The organism is Pantoea sp. EKM103V (assembly GCF_011800365.1).
Lineage (GTDB): Bacteria > Pseudomonadota > Gammaproteobacteria > Enterobacterales > Enterobacteriaceae > Pantoea > Pantoea anthophila.
Genome location: NZ_JAALFQ010000003.1, coordinates 162,761 through 183,890, shown reverse-complemented (window position 1 = coordinate 183,890; position 21,130 = coordinate 162,761). Strand labels below are relative to the sequence as shown.

Annotated in this window: 18 protein-coding genes; 1 reads left to right on the top strand and 17 read right to left on the bottom strand. The window is 56.8% G+C overall.

All coding sequences use genetic code 11. The annotated features are described in order from the left end of the window. Positions 1-16: 16 nt before the first annotated feature. Entirely contained in the window at positions 17-1,213 is a 1,197-nt protein-coding gene (locus HFD97_RS09905) for a nicotinamide mononucleotide deamidase-related protein YfaY (RefSeq protein ID WP_167431403.1), read from the bottom strand. Between the two features lie 197 nt (positions 1,214-1,410). After that, positions 1,411-1,722, bottom strand: coding sequence for a stress response protein ElaB (gene elaB, locus HFD97_RS09900; protein WP_009089050.1), 312 nt, complete (start codon positions 1,720-1,722; stop codon positions 1,411-1,413). Positions 1,723-2,056: 334 nt separating this feature from the next. On the opposite strand from elaB, the gene HFD97_RS09895 reads away from it, so the two are divergent. Further along, positions 2,057-3,715, top strand: coding sequence for a glucan biosynthesis protein D (locus HFD97_RS09895; RefSeq protein ID WP_033736167.1), 1,659 nt, complete (start codon positions 2,057-2,059; stop codon positions 3,713-3,715). A 32-nt stretch (positions 3,716-3,747) separates the two neighbouring features. Here HFD97_RS09895 and HFD97_RS09890 read toward each other — a convergent pair whose 3' ends face one another. From HFD97_RS09890 to lrhA, 15 genes are all read right to left on the bottom strand, one after another. Continuing rightward, positions 3,748-4,206 (bottom strand): GNAT family N-acetyltransferase, encoded by a 459-nt coding sequence (locus HFD97_RS09890; RefSeq protein WP_058957787.1) that lies wholly within the window; start codon positions 4,204-4,206, stop codon positions 3,748-3,750. 128 nt (positions 4,207-4,334) lie between these two features. After that, a complete protein-coding gene (gene nuoN, locus HFD97_RS09885; protein ID WP_167431402.1) occupies positions 4,335-5,792 on the bottom strand; it encodes an NADH-quinone oxidoreductase subunit NuoN in 1,458 nt (485 codons plus the stop codon). A gap of 6 nt (positions 5,793-5,798) precedes the next feature. After that, a complete protein-coding gene (gene nuoM / locus HFD97_RS09880; protein WP_009089040.1) occupies positions 5,799-7,319 on the bottom strand; it encodes an NADH-quinone oxidoreductase subunit M in 1,521 nt (506 codons plus the stop codon). Positions 7,320-7,526: 207 nt separating this feature from the next. Further along, positions 7,527-9,362 carry an NADH-quinone oxidoreductase subunit L gene (gene nuoL, locus HFD97_RS09875; RefSeq protein WP_167431401.1) on the bottom strand — a complete coding sequence of 612 codons (1,836 nt, stop codon included), beginning with the start codon at positions 9,360-9,362 and terminating at the stop codon, positions 7,527-7,529. Further along, positions 9,359-9,661 (bottom strand): NADH-quinone oxidoreductase subunit NuoK, encoded by a 303-nt coding sequence (gene nuoK, locus HFD97_RS09870; RefSeq protein ID WP_003854236.1) that lies wholly within the window; start codon positions 9,659-9,661, stop codon positions 9,359-9,361. Before nuoK ends, nuoL begins: the two co-directional genes overlap by 4 nt. Further along, positions 9,658-10,209 (bottom strand): NADH-quinone oxidoreductase subunit J, encoded by a 552-nt coding sequence (gene nuoJ, locus HFD97_RS09865; RefSeq protein WP_009089036.1) that lies wholly within the window; start codon positions 10,207-10,209, stop codon positions 9,658-9,660. The genes nuoK and nuoJ overlap by 4 nt, the downstream gene beginning before the upstream one ends. 10 nt (positions 10,210-10,219) lie before the next feature. Then, entirely contained in the window at positions 10,220-10,762 is a 543-nt protein-coding gene (gene nuoI / locus HFD97_RS09860; RefSeq protein WP_009089021.1) for an NADH-quinone oxidoreductase subunit NuoI, read from the bottom strand. An 11-nt stretch (positions 10,763-10,773) separates the two neighbouring features. Further along, entirely contained in the window at positions 10,774-11,751 is a 978-nt protein-coding gene (gene nuoH, locus HFD97_RS09855) for an NADH-quinone oxidoreductase subunit NuoH (protein WP_009089020.1), read from the bottom strand. Then, positions 11,748-14,471 (bottom strand): NADH-quinone oxidoreductase subunit NuoG, encoded by a 2,724-nt coding sequence (gene nuoG / locus HFD97_RS09850; protein WP_167431400.1) that lies wholly within the window; start codon positions 14,469-14,471, stop codon positions 11,748-11,750. Before nuoG ends, nuoH begins: the two co-directional genes overlap by 4 nt. A 112-nt stretch (positions 14,472-14,583) precedes the next feature. Next, positions 14,584-15,924: an NADH-quinone oxidoreductase subunit NuoF gene (gene nuoF / locus HFD97_RS09845; RefSeq protein ID WP_181405340.1), complete on the bottom strand. Its 1,341-nt coding sequence runs from the start codon at positions 15,922-15,924 to the stop codon at positions 14,584-14,586. Positions 15,925-15,926: 2 nt separating this feature from the next. Beyond that, positions 15,927-16,442 (bottom strand): NADH-quinone oxidoreductase subunit NuoE, encoded by a 516-nt coding sequence (gene nuoE / locus HFD97_RS09840; RefSeq protein ID WP_244319738.1) that lies wholly within the window; start codon positions 16,440-16,442, stop codon positions 15,927-15,929. A gap of 2 nt (positions 16,443-16,444) precedes the next feature. After that, entirely contained in the window at positions 16,445-18,244 is a 1,800-nt protein-coding gene (gene nuoC, locus HFD97_RS09835) for an NADH-quinone oxidoreductase subunit C/D (RefSeq protein ID WP_009089013.1), read from the bottom strand. A gap of 113 nt (positions 18,245-18,357) precedes the next feature. Continuing rightward, positions 18,358-19,035: an NADH-quinone oxidoreductase subunit B family protein gene (locus HFD97_RS09830; protein ID WP_009089012.1), complete on the bottom strand. Its 678-nt coding sequence runs from the start codon at positions 19,033-19,035 to the stop codon at positions 18,358-18,360. Between the two features lie 15 nt (positions 19,036-19,050). Next, entirely contained in the window at positions 19,051-19,494 is a 444-nt protein-coding gene (locus HFD97_RS09825) for an NADH-quinone oxidoreductase subunit A (RefSeq protein WP_071987796.1), read from the bottom strand. 640 nt (positions 19,495-20,134) lie between these two features. Then, positions 20,135-21,058 (bottom strand): transcriptional regulator LrhA, encoded by a 924-nt coding sequence (gene lrhA, locus HFD97_RS09820; protein ID WP_167431399.1) that lies wholly within the window; start codon positions 21,056-21,058, stop codon positions 20,135-20,137. Positions 21,059-21,130 lie beyond the last annotated feature (72 nt).

Below are 21,130 nucleotides of genomic sequence, written 5' to 3'. Positions count from 1 at the left end.
TTTATTTTCCCTGTTCTCACTGTCTGATAGTTTCAAGCACATCAATCCAGCCGTGACCGGTGCTGACTTCGCTGCCGTGCAACCAGCGGCGCAGCATGTTCATCGCCATCATTGCCACCACCTTCTGCCGCGTCTCCAGGTTATGACGACCGGTGCTGAATTTCACCCGCTGTCCGACACTGCCTTCCGGAGTATGCAGGGCAATCGCTATCTCTTCCGGATCCAGACTGCCGACAGAGAGCGCCAGCGCCGCCTGCTGCTGCGCGGCGAGCTGACCGGTGCGGGCAACCTGCTGCTCAAGCGTCTCAGGGCGGGAAGGCAGAATGTCTGCACCGCGCAACGGCACACTGGCGGCAGCCAGTTGCCAGTAAAGCAGCCCGGCGGTGTACTGCTCACTGATCGCCAGCGCTGCACCGCGCTGCGTCAGTTCACGGGCCAGCAGGGCTGGTAAACCTTCGGTGCCTTCAAAAATGGTGCATTCCGCCAGCAGCAGCCGAACCTGCTGCCACGCCTGCTCCATCGCCACACGCTGACTTGCCGGGCCGGTGAGTTTGATCTCGATAATCGGCATGGAGGAGCGATAACCCATCACCACACCCTCGGGCAGCGGCAGCGACTCCAGCTCAGCGGCGATATCGCTTTCGCCGCGACCAAAGGTCGTCAGTCGCAGACAGACCGGCGGCTCGGGCGGCGTAAACTTCGCCTTCAGGCGCGGAATGATCTGCTGCTCCACCATGACTTTAAACTCAGAGGGAACGCCGGGCGTGAAAAACATCCAGCAGCGATTGAGCTGCAGGGCAAAGCCACAGGCGGTGCCGACCGGATTATCAATCAGTTCTGCATTGGCCGGGATCTCGGCCTGCTTGCGATTACTCGCCGCCATCACCCGTCCCCGGCTGGCAAACCAGGCTTCCATCTGCTCCAGCCACCCCTGCTGCATCTCCAGTTCCACGCCACAGGCCTGAGCCGCGGCCAGCGCACTGAGATCGTCACTGGTCGGCCCCAGCCCGCCATTCACGATCAGCACATCCGCCTCGTGACTGCGCGCCTGCAGCGTCGCGATCAGCGAATCGAGAGAATCCCCGACCGTGGTGCGGCTGGTCATCGGCAGCCCGTGCTGAAATAGCACATCCGCCAGCCAGGCCGCGTTGGTATCGACGATTTGGCCGTGCAGCACCTCATCCCCGGTTGACAGCATCTCTACTCTGATCACGTCGCATTCTCCTTTTTAACGTTTGCTTTACTTTAGGAACTCCATCAGAGAAACACAATGCGCATTCCCCTCTGAGAGCACAGGGCGCTTCAGGCCGGAAAGAGAAAAACGAGGATTTGCGGAGGCGGGCCGTGCGTACATGAAAAACAAAAACGGCGGGTGAGACCCGCCGTTTGATGACTGTCAGGCCGTCGCGATTAACGACGCGCCAGCAGCAGCCCCAGGATCAGACCGGCGGTAGCGCCGATGCCAACACCCTGCCAGGGTTTTTCGTGCACGTAATCGTCGGCACGGTAAGCGGCCTGTTTTGCACGATAGTAGTAGCTATCGGACGCCTGGCTGACACGGGATTTCACATCGTGCAGCGCCTGTTCGGCTTTGCTTTTAAGCTCGATGTACTTCTGGTCAGCCGGATCACCGGATGCCTTCAGCACTTCTTCCAGCGTTTCCGTCAGTAACGCAATATCGTCATCGAGGCCCGTTTCGAATTGATTTGTCTGGTTTACCATCGTTTCCTCCGTGTGAATTGCAAAGCAGTTCATTAACTATAGCCACAATCTGACGCTCTGCCGATTTCCTGCGCCAGGAATCACCTGATTTTTCATTTGTTAACCGGGGCAGCGTCAGGCAGCGCGCCCTTCCCTGTGCAAAGATGCGTAAGACGCAGCGGCAGAGACGCAATTTCGCTTCGCTTCTTTGATTAATCTGATAAATTTTAACGGAACTGAATTTTCCAGTTACCCTGCTGTCGTACCCCTCTGTTGCCTGTGATTATCGGGCCATGAAAGTGCATTTTGCACGACAGTCACGACACCCTCGAACAGCTAAGGAATGATCTCTGGCATGAATCGAAGAATGTTTATGAAAGCGTCAATGGCCTTCTCCGCCGTCAGCGGCATGACCGGCCTGTCAACGCTGTTTGCGCAATCCGCCTGGGCAGAAGATGGCATTGCTGACGGAACCGCAGTACGCTTCGATTTCGACGTATTGAAGAAAAAAGCGGCCGCGCTGGCGAAGCAACCCTGGGGCGGCGCGCCAGGCGCACTGCCGGAGACACTGGCAACGCTGACGCCGCAGGCGTACAACGAAATTCAGTATGACGCGAACCACTCGCTCTGGAACAACCTGCCTGACCGTCAGCTGGACGTGCAGTTCTTCCACGTCGGCATGGGCTTCAAGCGCCGCATCCGCATGTTCTCGGTTGACAGTGCCAGCCGCGAGGCGCGCGAAATCCACTTCCGTCCTGAACTGTTTAACTATAACGATGCGAAGGTCGATACAAAGCAGCTGGAGGGTAAAACCGACCTGGGCTTTGCCGGTTTCCGCGCCTTTAAGAAACCGGAGCTGGCTCGCCGGGATATCGTCTCCTTCCTCGGCGCTAGCTACTTCCGTGCGGTTGACGATACTTACCAGTACGGCCTCTCGGCACGTGGCGTCGCGATCAACACCTTCAGCAACGGTCAGGAAGAGTTCCCCGATTTCACGGCCTTCTGGTTTGAAACGCCAAAGGCGGAAGATACCACCTTTACCTGCTACGCCCTGCTGGATGGCGCGAGCGTCACCGGTGCCTACAAGTTCATCATCCATTGCGAAGAGAAACGCGTGGTGATGGAGGTGGAAAACCACCTGTTTGCCCGCAAAGAGATCCGCCAGATTGGCATCTCGCCCATGACCAGCATGTTCAGCTGCGGCACGAATGAACGCCGCATGTGCAACACCTACCATCCGCAAATCCATGATTCCGATCGCCTGGCGATGTGGACCGGTAAAGGGGAATGGATTGCCCGTCCGCTGAACAATCCGCAGCGACTCCAGTTCAACGCCTATGAAGATGAGAATCCGCGTGGCTTTGGCCTGCTCCAGCTTAATCACGACTTTAAAGATTATCAGGATGTGATTGGCTGGTATGACAAGCGTCCGAGCCTGTGGGTGGAGCCGGTCGGCAAATGGGGCAAAGGTGCGATTAACCTGATGGAGATCCCGACGACCGGCGAAACGCTGGATAACGTGGTCTGCTTCTGGCAACCCGCAGAACCGGTCAAAGCGGGCAGCGAGCTGAACTTCTCCTACAAGCTTTACTGGAGTGGTCTGCCGCCGGTGCGCAGCGGTCTGGCGCGCGTTGACGCCACCCGCACCGGTATCGGCGGTTTCCCGGAAGGCTGGGCGCCTGGCGAACACTTCCCGGAAACCTGGTGCCGTCGCTTCGCCATTGATTTCATCGGGGGTGATTTGCAGGCTGCCGCGCCGAAAGGCATCGAGCCGGTCATTACCGTGTCATCCGGTAGCGTGAAACAGGTCGAGATTCTGTATGTCGATCCGCTGAAGGGTTATCGCATTCTGTTTGACTGGTATCCGAACAGCGACTCGACCGCGCCGGTCGAGATGCGCCTCTTCCTGCGCACCAAAGAGGAGACGCTGAGCGAAACCTGGCTCTACCAATACTTCCCGCCTGCGCCGGATCAGCGGAAATATGTCGATGACCGCCAGATGACGGTCGGCTGATGTAAACAGGCGAGGCTCCGGCCTCGCCTTTTTTATGGCGCGACCTTCAGCATATCGACGTGGGGAATCCCATCTTCCAGATAGACCTCCCCTGTCGCCACAAAACCATGCTGCCCGTAGAAGTTCTCCAGATGCGCCTGCGCAGAGAGAAACAGGTCGCGGCCTGGCCAGTGCTGCTGACAACGGCTGACCGCCTGCTCCATCAGACGACGTCCCAGCTGCGCACCGCGCACCCGATCGGACACGATCACCCGACCGATTTTTACCGGGCCAGAGGCCTCCTCCGGAGACAGCAGGCGCGCATAGGCCACCAGCTGGTCACCGGCCATCCCCAGCAGATGGCGGTTTTCTGCCTGTAAATCTCTGCCATCCACATCCAGATAGGCGCACTGCTGCTCCACCACAAAGACCTGACTGCGCAGCGCCAGCAGCGCATAGAGTTCGGCGGGCGTGAGTTCACGATGGTGTTTATCGAGCCAGCAAATATCCATGATTTCTCCTGAGAAGGCCGGATGGGTTATAGCGACGAGGTCATAACGTCGCGGTTTACAGATGACAGGTCAATGGCAGACAAAAAAAATCAGGCCCGAAGGCCTGATTCATCAGAGCGTCAATCCGCTTACATCAGCGGCTGAGCCATCATCACCAGTTTGATCAGTGGCTGCGGGTAGACCCCTAACAGCAGCACCAGAATGGCGGAGATCAGCACGACCACACCACCGGCGGTAAACGCCCAGTTAGCTGGCGTATCACGGGTGTGCAGCTCCGGCGGGCTGAGGTAAAGACTGACCGTGACGCGCAGATAGTAGTAAAGACCAATCGCACTGCCCGCCACCACGGCGCCGGTCAGCCACCACAGGTGGGCACTGACGCCGGAAGCGATGACGTAGAATTTACCGATAAAGCCCAGCGTCATCGGGATACCCGCCAGCGACAGCATCATCACCGTCATGACCGCAGAGAGAATCGGACGATGCCAGAACAGGCCACGGTAGGAGTAGAGCGAGTCCGCATCCGGGCCACGATACGGGCTGGACATCAGACTGACCACACCAAACGCGCCCAGGCTGCTGAACAGGTAACCGGCCAGATAAACCCCGGACGTTTCCATCGACAGCTCATGATCTTTCACCGCAATCAGCGCCACCAGCAGATAACCCAGGTGGGCGATAGAAGAGTAACCCAGCAGACGCTTGATGTTGCTCTGCGAAATCGCCATCAGGTTACCGAACAGGATCGATACGAAGGCGATCAGGCCCAGTACCGTGCGAACGGCCTCGCTGTCGGTCACCGGCGCATACATGAAGAGACGCATGATGACACCGAAGATGGCGATCTTGCTGGCGGTCGCCAGGAAGGTCGACACCGGCGCGGGCGCACCCTGATAGACATCAGGCGTCCAGAGGTGGAACGGAACCAGCGAAAGTTTGAAGCCCAGACCGATGATCATCATGCCCAGCCCAACCAGCAGCAGGGGCTCCTGAATCATGCTGTCGGTCAGACTCTGACCCAGCGCAACGAAGCTCAGGTTACCGGAGTCGGCGTAGATCAGCGCGATACCAAACAGCAGGAACGAGGAGGCCGCCGCGGAAAGAATGGTATATTTCAGCGCCGCTTCCAGCGAACGTTTCTGGCGGAACGCATAGCCGATCAGACCAAACAGCGGCAGCGACAGCAGCTCAATCCCGATGAACAGCGCCGCCAGATGGTTGGCACTGGCCAGCACGATGCCACCCAGGGCCGCAATCAGCACCAGCAGGTAGAACTCATCTTTGTTGTCCGGGAAACCGGCCAGCCACGGATAGGCAAAGGTGCAGGTCGCCAGACTCGCCAGCATCACCAGCGCGGTGTAGAACATCGAATAGCCATCGACACGCAGCAGCGGCGTGACATCCATCGCGCCGACCTGACCGACAAAATAGAGCGACAGCAGCGCCATGTTCAGGCCAACGACCGTTAGCGTGGCGTTAACGAAGTGGTTGCGTCGCCAGGCAATGGACAGCATCACAACCACCACCGTCAATCCGACGATTAACAGCGGCAGCAACGCAATCAATTGGTGAGGAGTTATTGTCATGGCGAATTACGGCCTTGTAGTTGAAATTGAAGCGGTAAACCACTGCTGAATATTGCTCATGGCAGCGTGCGAAGTATCCAGAATCGGCTGTGGATAGACGCCCAGCAGCACCAGCAGGACCACCAGAACCCCGATGGTCATGAACTCACGCGGTGACATGCCTGGCAGCGGATCTTTTGATTTCGCTTCGCCGTAGTAGGCGCGCTGCATCATGACCAGCGAGTAAACGGAGGCGAACACCAGACCAAAGGTGGAGATGATGATAATCGTCGGCACCACCTGGAAACTGCCCGTCAGGATCATGAATTCGCCGACGAAGTTACCGGTACCCGGCATCCCCAGGTTGGCGACAGCAAAGAACAGCGACAGGCCCGGAATCCATTTGATGCGTGACCAGAGTCCACCCATCTGACGCATATCACGGGTATGCAGACGCTCATACAGCTGACCACACAGGATGAAGAGCGCGGCAGCCGAGAGACCGTGCGCAATCATCTGGATCACCGCACCCTGCAGCGCCAGCTGGCTGCCGGTGTAGATAGCAATCAGCACAAAGCCCATGTGTGAAATCGAGGTATAGGCAATCAGACGCTTGATATCGGTCTGCGAAAACGCCATCCAGGCACCGTAGAAGATCCCGATGATGCCCAGCCACATAGCAACAGGCGCAAACTCTGCCGAGGCGTTCGGGAACAGCGGCAGGCTGAAACGCAGTAAGCCATACGCTGCGGTTTTCAGCAGGATGCCCGCCAGGTCAACAGAACCCGCCGTCGGCGCCTGACTGTGTGCGTCCGGCAGCCAGCCGTGCAGCGGCACCACCGGCATTTTCACCGCGAAAGCGATAAAGAAGCCCAGCATCAGCAGATATTCAACACCATGTGTCATTGGCGTCTGCAGCAGCTGCTCATAGTTGAACGTCCAGACGCCGGTTGCGTTGAAGTGGACAAACACCAGTCCCAGAATCGCAATCAGCATTACCAGACCTGACGCCTGGGTATAGATGAAGAACTTGGTTGCAGCGGTAATACGGGTTTTGCCGTCAGAGGCTTTATGACCCCAGAGCGCGATGAGGAAGTACATCGGCACCAGCATCATTTCCCAGAAGAAGAAGAACAGGAACATATCGATGGAGAGGAACACACCGATGACGCCGCCCAGGATCCACATCAGGTTGAGGTGGAAGAAGCCCTGATACTTTTCAATCTCATTCCAGGAGCAGAGCACCGCCATCAGACCGAGCAGGCCGGTCAGGACCACCATCAGCAGCGACAGACCGTCGATAGCTAAATGGAAGCTGATGCCGAAGCGTGGGATCCACGGAACGGAGAAACTTGACTGCCACTGCGGAATGCCCGCTGCCTGCGTCAGTGAATAGCCTCCCTGCAACCAGAGTTGCAGTGAAAGCGCCAACGTCAGCCCCATGGTGATCAGCGCGATCCAGCGTGGCACCTTCGCGCCGAGGCGCTCGGTCAGCCAGCAGATCAGACCGCCGACGAAGGGTATGATAATTAGCCAAGGTAATAACACGGCACACTTCCCTTTTATGACCTTTTCTGAGCTATCTTACTTGCCATTTTCATTCCCGGCAGTGCTCGCAATCCTCACATACTTCAGTATGCTCCGGTTGCTGTGCGCTGGCGGTAATGAAACTGGCTGCGACGATAACGCTCATTACTCAGGTAATTTTTGACATTCTTAATTGGGGTGAGGTAACTCACCCCCGCTCATCAATATTTACATCACCAGCAGCAGAGCCAGCACCAGCACGGCACCCACGCTCATTGACGCAACGTACCAGCGCAGGTAGCCATTCTCACTGACGACCAGGCCTTTGTTGGCAATACGTGACAGCAGTGCAGGCAGGTTCATCAGGCCATTCAGTGGGTCGCGCTTTAGCAGCCACGCAATACCCAGGTAAGGTTTGACGAACACCTTATCGTAGAGCCAGTCGAAGCCCCAGGCGGCAAACCACCAGGTGCCGAAGAAACGGCCAGGTGCACTGTTTGCAATCCGGGTGACCAGTTCACGTTTGCCCAGCCACAGCGCGGCAGCGATCAGAATGCCGACAATCGCGACAACGCCTGAGGTGATTTCCAGTCCCACTTTGCCCGCTTCGCCGAACTCACTGGCTGGCAGGACACCCGCCAGCGGTGGCGTGATCAGCGCACCAATAAAGGTGGAGAGCAGCAGCAGCACAATCAGCGGCAGATGATGGGTAATCCCCTTACCGGCATGCGCATGAATTTTCTCTTCGCCGTGGAACACGATAAAGATCATGCGGAAGGTATAGATTGAGGTCAGGAATGCCCCGACCAGTCCGGCCACCATCAGATTGATGTGACCGTTAGCCAGTGCGCCAAACAGGATCTCATCTTTACTGTAGAAGCCCGCGGTGACCAGCGGCAGGGCCGCCAGGGCCGCGCCACCCACCAGGAAGCAGGTGTAGACCAGCGGAATACTTTTACGCAGGCCGCCCATTTTGAAGATGTTCTGCTCATGATGGCAGGCCAGAATGACCGAACCAGAAGAGAGGAACAGTAACGCTTTAAAGAAGGCGTGCGTCATCAGATGGAAAATCGCCGCATCCCACGCCTGAACACCGAGTGCCAGGAACATGTAGCCAATCTGGCTCATGGTGGAGTAAGCGAGCACGCGTTTGATATCGGTCTGTACCAGCGCAGCAAAGCCCGCCAGCACCAGGGTAATCGCCCCGACAATGCCCACCAGATGCAGCACTTCCGGCGTCAGCAGGAAAAGACCGTGGCTGCGGGCAATCAGGTAGACGCCCGCGGTGACCATGGTCGCAGCGTGGATCAGTGCTGAAACCGGTGTCGGACCGGCCATGGCGTCTGCCAGCCAGGTCTGCAACGGCAGCTGAGCCGATTTACCGACCGCGCCACCCAGCAGCATCAGGGTTGCCCACTGCAGCATATGGTTGTCTGCGGCAAAGTGCGCCGGTGCCAGCGCCATCATCTCACGGAAGTTCAGCGTGCCCAGCTCGTTGTAGAGGATGAACAGACCGAATGCCAGGAAGACGTCGCCCACGCGGGTGATGATGAACGCTTTCATCGCCGCTTTGCCATTTTCCGGATTGCTGTAGTAGAAACCGATCAGCAGATAGGAGCAGAGCCCTACCCCTTCCCAGCCCAGATACATCAGCATCAGGTTATCGGCCAGCACCAGAACCACCATGCTGGCGATAAACAGGTTAGTGTAGGCGAAGAAGCGGGAGTAGCCCTCTTCACCCCGCATGTACCAGGAAGCAAACATGTGAATGAAGAAACCCACACCGGTTACCACAGACAGCATGGTCAGCGACAGGCCATCCAGCGCCAGGTTCACCTTCATGTCGAAGTTGCCGACATGCATCCAGGTCCAGAGCGACTGGGTATAAGCCTGCTTACCGTTAGCGAAGAAGTCGAAACCGAGCATCGCTGTGGTAAGGGCCGCCAGGCCTACCGATCCCATACCAATCGTGGCCGACAGGTTCTCTGACCAGCGACCGCGGGAAAACGCTAACAGCAGAAAGCCGATTAGCGGAAACAAGACAGTTAAATAGAGAAGATTCATCCGCGCATCTCGCTCACAGTATCAATGTTCAGCGTCTGACGACGACGATAGAGCTGAAGCAGCAGCGCCAGACCAATACTGGCTTCCGCTGCTGCCAGGCTGATGGCCAGGATATACATCACCTGTCCGTCGGCCTGACCCCAATAGCTCCCGGCAACCACCAGGGCTAACGCGGCGGCGTTGATCATGATTTCCAGGCCGATCAGCATAAACAGCAGATTGCGGCGGATAACCAGCGACGTGAGTCCAAGGACAAACAGCACGGCAGCCAGAATCAATCCATGTTGTAACGGGATCATGCGCTCTCCTTTTTCGCCTGTGCGGCGTCAGCAGGACGGTTGCTCAGGACTTCACCCTGGCGCTCTTCACGACCGATATGGAAGGCCACGACCAGACCGGCCAGCAGCAGCATCGACGCCAGCTCTACCGCGAGGACGTATGGACCAAACAGGCTGATACCGACCGCTTTAGCGTCGATGATCGTGCCGTCAATACCCTGGTCATTGGCGGTCAGGATGGCGTAGACCATCACCACCAGCAGCAGCAATGACACCAGGCCCGGACCGATCCAGAGTGAGGGGCTGAGCCACTCGCGCTCCTGTTTCTGCGTCTGTTTGCCCAGGTTCAGCATCATCACAACGAAGACGAACAGCACCATAATTGCGCCGGCATAGACGATGATCTCCAGCGCACCCGCAAAATAGGCTCCCATTGAGAAGAAGACGCCGGCGATCGATAACAGCGAAACGATCAGGTACAGCAACGCATGTACCGGATTGGTGTGGGTAATGACGCGCAACGTCGTCAGCACCGCCACCAGTCCGCAAAGATAAAACGCAAATTCCATGCCTTGCTCCTTAAGGTAATAAGCCTTTGACGTCGATTGGCTTCGCTTCGTTTTCCGCTTCGCCTTTATCTTTACCGTCAATCGCCATACCTGCCATGCGGTAGAAGTTGTACTCCGGATATTTACCCGGTCCCGAAATCAGCAGATCGTCCTTCTCATACACCAGATCCTGACGCTTAAACTCGCCCAGTTCAAAATCGGGCGTCAGCTGAATCGCGGTGGTCGGACAGGCTTCTTCACACATGCCGCAGAAGATGCAGCGTGAGAAGTTGATGCGGAAGAACTCCGGATACCAGCGGCCATCTTTGGTTTCCGCTTTCTGCAGCGAAATACAGCCCACCGGACAGGCAACCGCACACAGGTTACAGGCCACGCAACGCTCTGCCCCATCCGGATCGCGCGTTAACACGATACGGCCGCGATAGCGAGGTGGCAGATAAACCGGCTCTTCCGGGTACATCTGCGTTTCACGTTTGGCAAAGGCGTGCAGCCCTATCAGCCAGATACTGCGAACTGTCGTGCCAAAACCGACGACAATATCTTTCAAAGTCATTTGTTAACCCCTTACGACGCTGTATAGAGAATCACTGCGGCAGTCGCCAGCAGGTTCAGCAGCGTCAACGGCAGACACACTTTCCAGCCGAATGACAGCACCTGGTCGTAGCGTGGACGCGGAAGCGCGGCGCGGATCAGGATGAACATCATCATAAAGAACGCCGTTTTCAGGGCGAACCAGATGAACGGCGGCAGGAAGGGTCCATGCCAGCCACCAAAGAACAGCGTAACGATCAGGGCGGAGACCGTGGTAATCGCCACATACTCGCCGACGAAGAACAGGCCGAACTTCATCCCGGCGTATTCGATGTGATAACCGTCAGCCAGTTCCTGTTCCGCTTCTGGCTGGTCAAAGGGATGACGGTGACACACCGCCACACCTGCAATACAGAAGGTCACAAAACCGAAGAACTGAGGGATGATGTTCCAGAGATGCGTCTGGCTGTTAACGATGTCGTTCATATTGAACGAGCCCGCCTGCGCCACCACGCCCATCAGCGACAGCCCCAGAAACACTTCATAGCTCAGGGTCTGCGCCGAGGCGCGCATCGCACCCAGCAGCGAGTATTTGTTGTTACTCGACCAGCCGGCAAACAGCACCGCATAGACCGCCAGACCTGCCATCATCAGGAAGAAAAGCAGACCGATGTTCAGGTCGGTCACCATCCAGGTCGGTGAAACCGGCACGATAGCAAAGGCCAGCAGCAGCGAAACAAAGGCGATAACCGGTGCCAGAGTAAAGATAAAGCGGTCGGTAAACGGCGGGACCCAGTCCTCTTTAAAGAACATTTTGATCATGTCCGCCACCAGCTGCAGTGACCCGCCCCAGCCTACGCGGTTCGGTCCGTAACGGTTCTGGAACAGGCCGAGCAGACGACGCTCGGCGAAGCTCATGAACGCGCCGCAGGCCACGACCACCAGCAGAATGACGATGGCTTTAACAATGGCCAGCAGAATGTCGATAACGTCCGGTGTTAACCAGCTCATTGCGCCGCCTCCTGCAGAGTGTCGATTTTACCGTTCGCCAGGAACGGCGGAACGCCCGGCATGCCCAGCGGCAGACCAATCTGTCCCGCCTGCAGTGACGCCGAGAAACGCACCGGCAGACGCACGGTCTCACCGGCACAGCTGAACTCGACGGCTGCGCCATCGTTGACGCCCAGCTTCGCCGCATCGTCCGGGTTGATCACCAGAGCAGGCTGCGCCATACGCTGCTGGAAAACCGGGGAACGCTGCGACATCTCCTCACTACCAAACAGCTGGTAGCACGGCGCCACACGCCACTGCCCTTCACTGACAAAGGCCTGAGGGACACGGGTAAACCAGGGTAACTGACCGGCGCTGGCTTCAAACAGGCGCACGCCCGGATCGCCATGACGCAGTTTGCCGCCCACTTCGGCCTGGAACTTGTTCCACGCCTGAGGGGAGTTCCAGCCCGGTGCCCAGGCAAACGGGATCTGAGAACGCGGGGCCGACGGCTGGTTGTTCCCTTCCATCGAGAAGGCAAACATCGTGTCCTGATCCTGCGGCTGACGCGGTTCGTGGACGCTGATGTTGGCGCGCGCGGCGGTACGACCACTCGCACGGATCGGCGAACGTGACAGTTTCTGGCCCCGGATACGGAAGCTGGCATCAGGCGCCGCTTCTTTGATGCCGGCCAGCTGCGGCAGACGGGTGACCACGGCATCGATAACGTGATCGAGCTGAGTCCAGTCCACGTGACGGCTTTCCAGGGTGCTGTGCAGCGAGTGCAGCCAGCGCCAGCTCTCCAGCATCACGACGCTGTTGTCGTAATAAGCGGGATCGTAAACCTGGAAGAAACGCTGCGCGCGGCCTTCATGGTTAACAGAGGTACCATCGCTTTCGGCGAAGCTCGCAGTCGATAAGACCAGACCCGCCTTCTCCACGGTCGCGGTGCGCTGATGATCCACCACGATCACGTTCGTGGTCTGAGCCAGCGCCGCATCCACCAGCGCTTTGGGCGCATGGCGATAGAGATCGTTTTCCAGCACCACCAGCGCGTCGGCTTCACCGCCTGACAGCTGCTCCAGCGCGTGCTCCAGTGGATTGCCGCCGATCAGGCCAAGTCCGACACTGTTGGAGTGGCCGGCCAGCAAGGTAATGCCGACATCGGCACCACGGGCCTTCAGGGCTTTGGCGACGTTTGCGGCGGCTTCAATCATGGCGCTGCTGCCGGAATGGGTACCGGAGATGATTAATGGCTTTTTCGCACCCGCCAGTGCCTGAACCACCACATCCATTCTGGCGCTGAGTGCGCTGTCAAAATCGGTCACCGCAGGCGCGGATTCATCCAGCGCACTGGCGATGGCGAAACCGAGACGCGCCTGATCGTCAACTGGCGCACGATAGCTCCATGCGGCGATATCATCCAGACGGGTTTCATCAACGTGGGTGACAAACAGCGGATGTTTCGCATGCTGACCGATGTTCAGGATCGCGGCGATCTGCCAGTCTGCCACCTTCTGTGCCGCGGCCATATCACGCGCTTTGCCTTTCACCGCCTGACGGACGGAGAGCGCCACACGTGCGCCGACCTGGGTCAGATCTTCACCCAGTACCAGCACCGCATCGTAGCTTTCAATCTCACGCAGCGAAGGGGTGTAAATCCCCCCCTCACGCAGCACTTTCAGCATCAGTTCAAGCCGGGCCTGCTCAGCTGCCGGTATACCGGTTGAGAAGTTCTCCGCCCCGACCAGTTCACGCAGGGCAAAGTTACTTTCAACGCTGGCGCGCGGTGAGCCGATACCGATCACTTTCTTCGCCTGGCGCAGCAAATCAGCCCCGGCGTTGACCGCCTGCTCGGCGTTCAGCGTCACCCAGTCGTTGCCACGCAGCAGCATTGGCTGACGCGGACGATCTTTACGGTTCACATAGCCATAGCCAAAGCGGCCGCGGTCACAGAGGAAGTAGTGGTTAACGGTGCCGTTGTAACGGTTTTCGATACGGCGCAACTCACCATAACGTTCACCCGGGCTGGTGTTACAGCCCACGCTGCACTGCTGGCAGATGCTCGGCGCGAACTGCATATCCCATTTACGGTTATAGCGTTCAGAGTGCGTTTTGTCGGTGAACACGCCGGTCGGGCAGATTTCGACCAGGTTACCGGAGAATTCGCTTTCCAGCGTGCCATCCTCCGGGCGACCGAAGTAGACGTTGTCATGTGCGCCGTAGACGCCCAGATCTTTGCCATCGGCATAATCTTTGTAGTAACGCACGCAGCGATAGCAGGCGATACAGCGGTTCATCTCGTGCGAGATGAAGGGGCCGAGATCCTGATTACGGTGGGTACGCTTGGTGAAGCGATAGCGGCGGAAGCTGTGGCCGGTCATCACTGTCATATCCTGCAGGTGACAGTTACCGCCCTCTTCACACACCGGACAGTCGTGTGGGTGGTTGGTCATCAGCCACTCCACCACGCTTTCGCGGAACTCTTTCGCTTCGCCATCGTCGATGGAGATAAATGTGCCGTCAGAGGCCGGCGTCATGCAGGACATGACGAGACGACCACGGGTATCTTCGGCATTCTGGAATTGCTTTACCGCACACTGGCGGCAGGCCCCGACGCTTCCCAGCGCCGGATGCCAGCAAAAGTAAGGAATATCAAGGCCCAGAGAGAGACACGCCTGTAGCAGGTTGTCCGCTCCGTTCACATCATACTCTTTACCGTCTACATGAATTGTAGCCATAGTGACATGCTTCCGTAAGGCTCGTCAGAGACGAGCGTTAATCATATTCTTGCCCCGACGCACGACATTGTCGGGGCGGCGGCACCAGGCCTGTTCCGTGTGCGGCGGCGAATTACCAGCGCGCTTTCAGCAGGTTTGGCTGGATCCCGCCAATGGAGCGGGTATTGCCAAAGACCTGCGGCGCCATGCCGGCTTCAAACTCTTCACGGAAATATTTAATCGCACTCTGCAGCGGCTCGACCGCGCCCGGGGCATGCGCACAGAAGGTTTTACCCGGACCGAGCTGACGGCAGAGTTGCAGCAGGGTTTCGATATCCCCTGGCTGCCCCTGCTTCTGCTCCAGCGCGCGCAGAATTTTTACGCTCCACGGCAGACCGTCACGGCACGGCGTACACCAGCCGCACGACTCACGGGCAAAGAATTCTTCCAGGTTACGAACCAGCGAAACCATATTGATTTCGTGGTCGACGGCCATCGCCAGGGCGGTGCCCAGTCGGCTGCCTGCTTTACCGATGCTGGCAAATTCCATCGGCAGATCCAGATGCTGCTCTGTCAGGAAGTCGGTGCCTGCGCCACCGGGCTGCCAGGCTTTGAACTTCAGTCCGTCGCGCATGCCGCCCGCGTAATCTTCAAGGATTTCACGCGCGGTAATGCCAAATGGCAGTTCCCAGACGCCAGGATTTTTAACCCGCCCGGAGAAGCCCATCATTTTGGTACCGGCATCTTCACTTTTTGAGATGCTCTTGTACCACTCTACGCCGTTGGCCAGGATCGCCGGGACGTTAGAGAGGGTTTCCACGTTGTTCACGCAGGTCGGTTTGCCCCACGCACCGGCACTCGCCGGGAAGGGCGGTTTGGAACGCGGGTTAGCACGGCGGCCTTCCAGGGAGTTAATCAGCGCCGTCTCTTCGCCGCAGATATAACGTCCTGCGCCGGTGTGGACGATCAGCTCAAAGTCGAAGCCGGTGCCAAGAATATTTTTGCCGAGAAAGCCCGCTTCGGTCGCTTCGGCAATCGCGCGGCGCAGATGCACCGCCGCTTCAATATATTCACCACGCAGGAAGATATAGCCACGGTAAGCCTTGAGAGCGAAGGCGCTGATCAGCATCCCCTCGACCAGCTGGTGCGGCATCTGCTCCATCAGCAGGCGGTCTTTATAGGTGCCCGGCTCCATCTCATCGGCGTTACACAGCAGGTAACGGATGTTCATCGACTCATCTTTCGGCATCAGGCTCCACTTCAGCCCGGTCGAGAAGCCTGCACCGCCGCGCCCTTTCAGGCCGGAATCTTTGACTGCCGCGACGATCTCATCCTGCGACATGGTTTTCAGCGCTTTTTCCGCACCGGCATAGCCGTTTTTACTGCGGTATTCGTCCAGCCAGACCGGCTGCTTGTCGTCGCGCATCCGCCAGGTCAGCGGGTGAGTTTCAGCAGTACGAATGATCTGTTTGATTGTCATTGATACTGCTCCAGCAAAGAGGGAATGCCTTCCGGCGTCAGATGAACATGGGTATCTTCGTCCACCATCATGGTCGGCCCTTTATCGCAGTTCCCCAGGCAGCAGGTCGGCAGCAGCGTAAAGCGGCCATCAGCCGTGGTCTGGCCCGGTCTGATATTCAGCTGCTGCTCCAGTGCGGCCTGGATGCCCTGATAGCCGGTGATGTGACAGACCACGCTGTCGCAGTAACGGATCACATGACGCCCCACCGGCTGACGGAAGATCTGGCTGTAGAATGTCGCCACACCCTCAACATCACTCGCCGGAATCCCGAGGACGTCGGCGATCGCGTTGATGGCACCATCCGGTACCCAGCCACGCTGTTTCTGCACGATCTTCAGCGCTTCAATGGAGGCTGCACGCGCATCTTCATAGTGGTGTTTTTCGTGCTCAATGGCGTGATGCTCTTCCGCGCTCAGCACGAAGACCTCATCAGGGTCGATCGTTTTAATGGCAATGTGTTGATCGTGCATAATTAGCGGTCCACGTCTGACATAACAAAATCGATACTGCCCAGGTAAACGATCAGGTCGGATACCAGGCTGCCACGGATTACCGAAGGAATCTGCTGCAGATGCGGGAAGCTCGGCGTACGCACACGGGTGCGGTAGCTCATGGTGCTGCCGTCGCTGGTCAGGTAGTAGCTGTTGATCCCTTTCGTCGCTTCAATCATCTGGAAAGATTCATTGGCTGGCATCACCGGCCCCCACGACACCTGCAGGAAGTGTGTGATCAGCGTTTCGATGTGCTGCAGCGTGCGCTCTTTCGGTGGCGGCGTGGTCAGCGGGTGATCCGCTTTGAACGGTCCCTCTGGCATGTTGTTGAGGCACTGCTCAAGGATGCGCAGCGACTGCCACATCTCTTCCATCTTCAGCTGGACACGGCTGTAAGCATCGCTGACGCCGGAGCCGACCGGGATCTCAAAATCGAAGTTTTCGTAGCCAGAGTAAGGACGCCATTTGCGTACATCAAAGTCGAGACCGGTGGCACGCAGACCGGCACCGGTGGTGCCCCATGCCAGCGCCTCTTCCATGTTGTAAGCGGCCACGCCTTTGGAACGGCCAACCAGCACGCTGTTGCGCAGTGCGGCTTTGTCATACTCCTTCAGGCGCTTCGGCATCCAGTCCAGGAAGTCACGCAGCAGACGTTCCCAGCCGCGCGGCAGATCGTGGGCAACCCCGCCGATGCGGAACCAGGCCGGGTGCATACGGAAGCCGGTAATGGCTTCAACCACGTCATAAATTTTCTGGCGATCGGTAAAGGCGAAGAACACCGGTGTCATCGCACCGACGTCCTGAATAAAGGTCGAGATATAGAGAAGATGACTGTTAATGCGGAACAGCTCAGAGAGCATCACGCGGATCACGTTTACGCGATCGGGCACCACGATCCCGGCCAGTTTCTCAACGGCGAGCACATACGGCATTTCATTGACGCAGCCGCCCAGGTATTCGATACGGTCAGTGTAGGGAATGTAGCTGTGCCACGACTGACGCTCGCCCATCTTTTCGGCACCACGATGGTGATAACCGATATCCGGCACGCAGTCGACAATCTCCTCGCCATCCAGCTGCAGGATGATGCGGAACGCACCGTGCGCTGACGGGTGGTTAGGCCCGAGGTTGAGGAACATAAAATCTTCGTTAGTGGTGCTGCGCTTCATGCCCCAGTCTTCAGGCTTAAAGGTCAGCGCCTCCATCTCTAAATCTTCTTTCTGCTTCGTCAGCGTGAAAGGATCGAACTCCGTGGCGCGCGCCGGATAATCTTTGCGCAGCGGATGGCCTTCCCACGTGGGTGGCATCATGATGCGCGTCAGATGTGGGTGCCCATCAAAGGTGACGCCAAACATCTCCCAGGTTTCACGCTCATACCAGTTGGCATTCGGGAAAAGCCGGGTAAGCGTCGGCAGATGCATATCGTTTTCAGATAAGGCCACCTTGAGCATGATGTCACGATTGCGTTCAATCGACAGCAGGTGGTAGAAAACGGAGAAATCCGCAGCAGGCAGGCCTGCACGGTGGGTACGTAAACGCTCATCCACACCATGCAGGTCATACAGCATGACGTAAGGCTTCGGCAATTTACGCAGGAACTCGGTAATTTCCAGTATCTGTTCACGCTTTACCCAGACAACCGGAATACCGGTACGGGTAGGCTGAACAGTGAAGGCGTCCGGCCCAAAACGGTTACGCAACTCGCCGATCACCGGATCGTCCAGGTGATCACGGGTTTGCCATAGCGGCTGAGCGAGATCTTGCGTGGTCAAATCTGTCATACGTTACTCACCATTCCGGCCTGATCTCAGGCACTCAAATGAAGGCGTCAGGATGGGGCCATGCCTTAAATTGTGATGTTCTGCTGCAGGCGCGATTTTCCATCCGTACGGTTTTAGACTTCGTCCGGGCTGCGCAGGTTAGTGACGGCGATGCGCTCGCCGCGCTTTCTTTCCCGCTCGGATTGCATGTTGGCGCGATAAACGCCCTGATCGCCGACAACCCATGAGAGAGGACGGCGCTCTTTACCGATCGACTCCTGCAGCAGCAGCAGTGCCTGCATATAGGCTTCAGGACGAGGCGGGCAGCCAGGAATGTACACATCAACCGGCAGGAATTTATCCACGCCCTGCACAACAGAATAGATGTCATACATGCCGCCGGAGTTGGCACAGGCACCCATGGAAATGACCCATTTTGGCTCCAGCATCTGATCGTACAAACGCTGAATGACCGGGGCCATTTTGGTGAAGGGGGTACCGGCAATGACCATAAAGTCAGCCTGACGTGGCGAGGCACGCATAACCTCCGCGCCGAAACGGGCCACGTCGTGCACGGCCGTGAACGACGTTGTCATCTCTACATAACAGCAGGAGAGACCAAAGTTGTAGGGCCAGAGGGAGTTTTTACGTCCCCAGTTCACCATGTCATGCAGGGCATTTTCGAGTTTGCCCATGTAGACGCTGCGATGAACGTGCTGCTCCAGCGGATCGCTGACGATTTCCTGCTTTTGCAGAGGATAACGGTCGTTCTCACCACCGTTCGGGTCTATGCGGGTGAGCGTATAGTCCATCTTATTGCCTCTCTTTTACTGCTTGTGAGGTTTGGTGTGGCTGACCGTAGTGGTTTTCACCACTACGCGACGGCGGGCAGGCGCCCAGTCCAGCGCGCCGATGCGCACCAGATAGACCAGCCCCGCCAGGAGCACCAAAATGAAAATTGCGGCTTCCGCAAAGCCGATCCATCCGCTTTCACGGATTGAGGTCGCCCATGCGTATAAAAAGAGGGCTTCGACGTCGAAAATGACGAAAAACATCGCAACCAGATAAAATTTCGCCGAGAGGCGGATATGGGTATCACCAACGGATTCGATGCCCGATTCGAATGGCGTGTCTTTGTAGCGGGCGCGTGCTTTGCCGCCGAGCAGCCATCCTCCAGTCAGCATGAAAGCACACAGGCCAAAGGCAATAACGATAAATACGATAAACGCCCAGTGCTGAGCGATGATTTCGGTGGTAGTTGACATACTCATTGCTTACTCATCAAAAGTGGCGCTGGCATCCTGCACGCGTTTCCCGCAGCAAACTGACCACATCGATTCAAGGGAAGGGTAAAAACCTTTTAAACGTCGCTGTTATTTGTCAATAAGCAGCAATTTTATGGGGTTTTTTACTCCTTTCTATAACCTTTTGTCAACTTTGACAAAAGTATCCAAACATTATTTCACACCTGCATCATATTATTAACAAATGATGCCCCGCTTTCCAGCTAAATCGCTTCAGTCTGTAGGGTTAATTTTAGTGTAGCGGGTATTCACACGCATGGATCGTGCATTTAACAATCATATTTTGACAGGTCTCACGCTGTTTTCCTTCCCCTTACTAGGGGTATTTTCTTGATCAGGAACACAGTTTTGCCCTTTTTGCCGCAATTTTATCCACCTCAAATGAGACATCATGGAACAAAATAGCGGGTTTATGACTGGCAGGTTTCAGTAGAGAGTGGTGTGAGGCCGAAAAGGACGTGAATCAGCGGGACAGGACGTGTGCGGAGGGGCGTATGAGGTGCATCAGACAAAAAAAAGCCTCTCGTCCGGTCAGGAAATCGAGAGGCAATTTATAAGCGTCTATTAAGACAGCCACGCTGGCATGGGATGCAATACGTAAGCGAAACTACTCTTCGTCATCCAGCAACAATGCACCGTCGGGATTATTGCTCAGATTGTAGGGATCGTTAGTGGACTGCATGGCATTGAAGATCGCCAGTGCCAGTTCATTATCGCTATCCGGATTGCGGCACAGCAGGTATTGCGTATCCGGCAGCACCGGCAGCCCTTCCGCTGCACCCATCACACGCAGTTCCGGACTCATCATCTCAACCGGACGGGCTGTCACACCCAGACCCGCTTTTACCGCGGCGCGTACGGCAGCCAGGGTTGAAGCGACATAGGAGATCCGCCACGGAATACCGGCTTCGTTAAGATGGTCGATGGCCATATCACGATAAGGACTTGGCTCATCCAGCAGCACCAGTGGAATGGCTTCACCCCGCTGGAAGATATAATCCGCAGCGCAGTACCATAAAGTCGGTGATGTCCGCAGCACCTGATAGGTGAAATTACTTGGGCTGGAGGTCGTCACAACCAGGTCCACTTCACCCTGGTTGAGCATTTCCATCATGAAAGGATTACGTTTAACCCGCACATCGATAGCCAGCTTCGGATACACCGAGGTCACACGGTTCAGCAGGAATGGCAGGATCGTGTCTGAGGTGTCATCAGAGGCACCGATAGTCAGTACGCCCTGAATGTTGCTGTACATCAGTGAGGTGCAGGCTTCGTCATTAAAACGCAGAATTTTTCTGGCATAGCCCAGAAGCTGAATTCCATGCTCTGTTAACAGTTTGTTACGTCCATGTCTGGCAAACAGCTCTTTACCTACCAATTGTTCCAGACGTTGCATCTGCTGACTGACTGCTGACTGGGTTCTGCAGACCGCTGCAGCGGCGGCTGCAAAGGTATTCAAATCCGCAACGGCAACGAAAGTTCTCAGCAGATCGAGGTCGAGATTCAGTATCGGACGATTTGCATTAGTCATGTTTTTTTCTTCACTTATAAGATTTTACGAACTACTACCCTGGTGTTATTACAAGCTTATCAAAGTGATAAG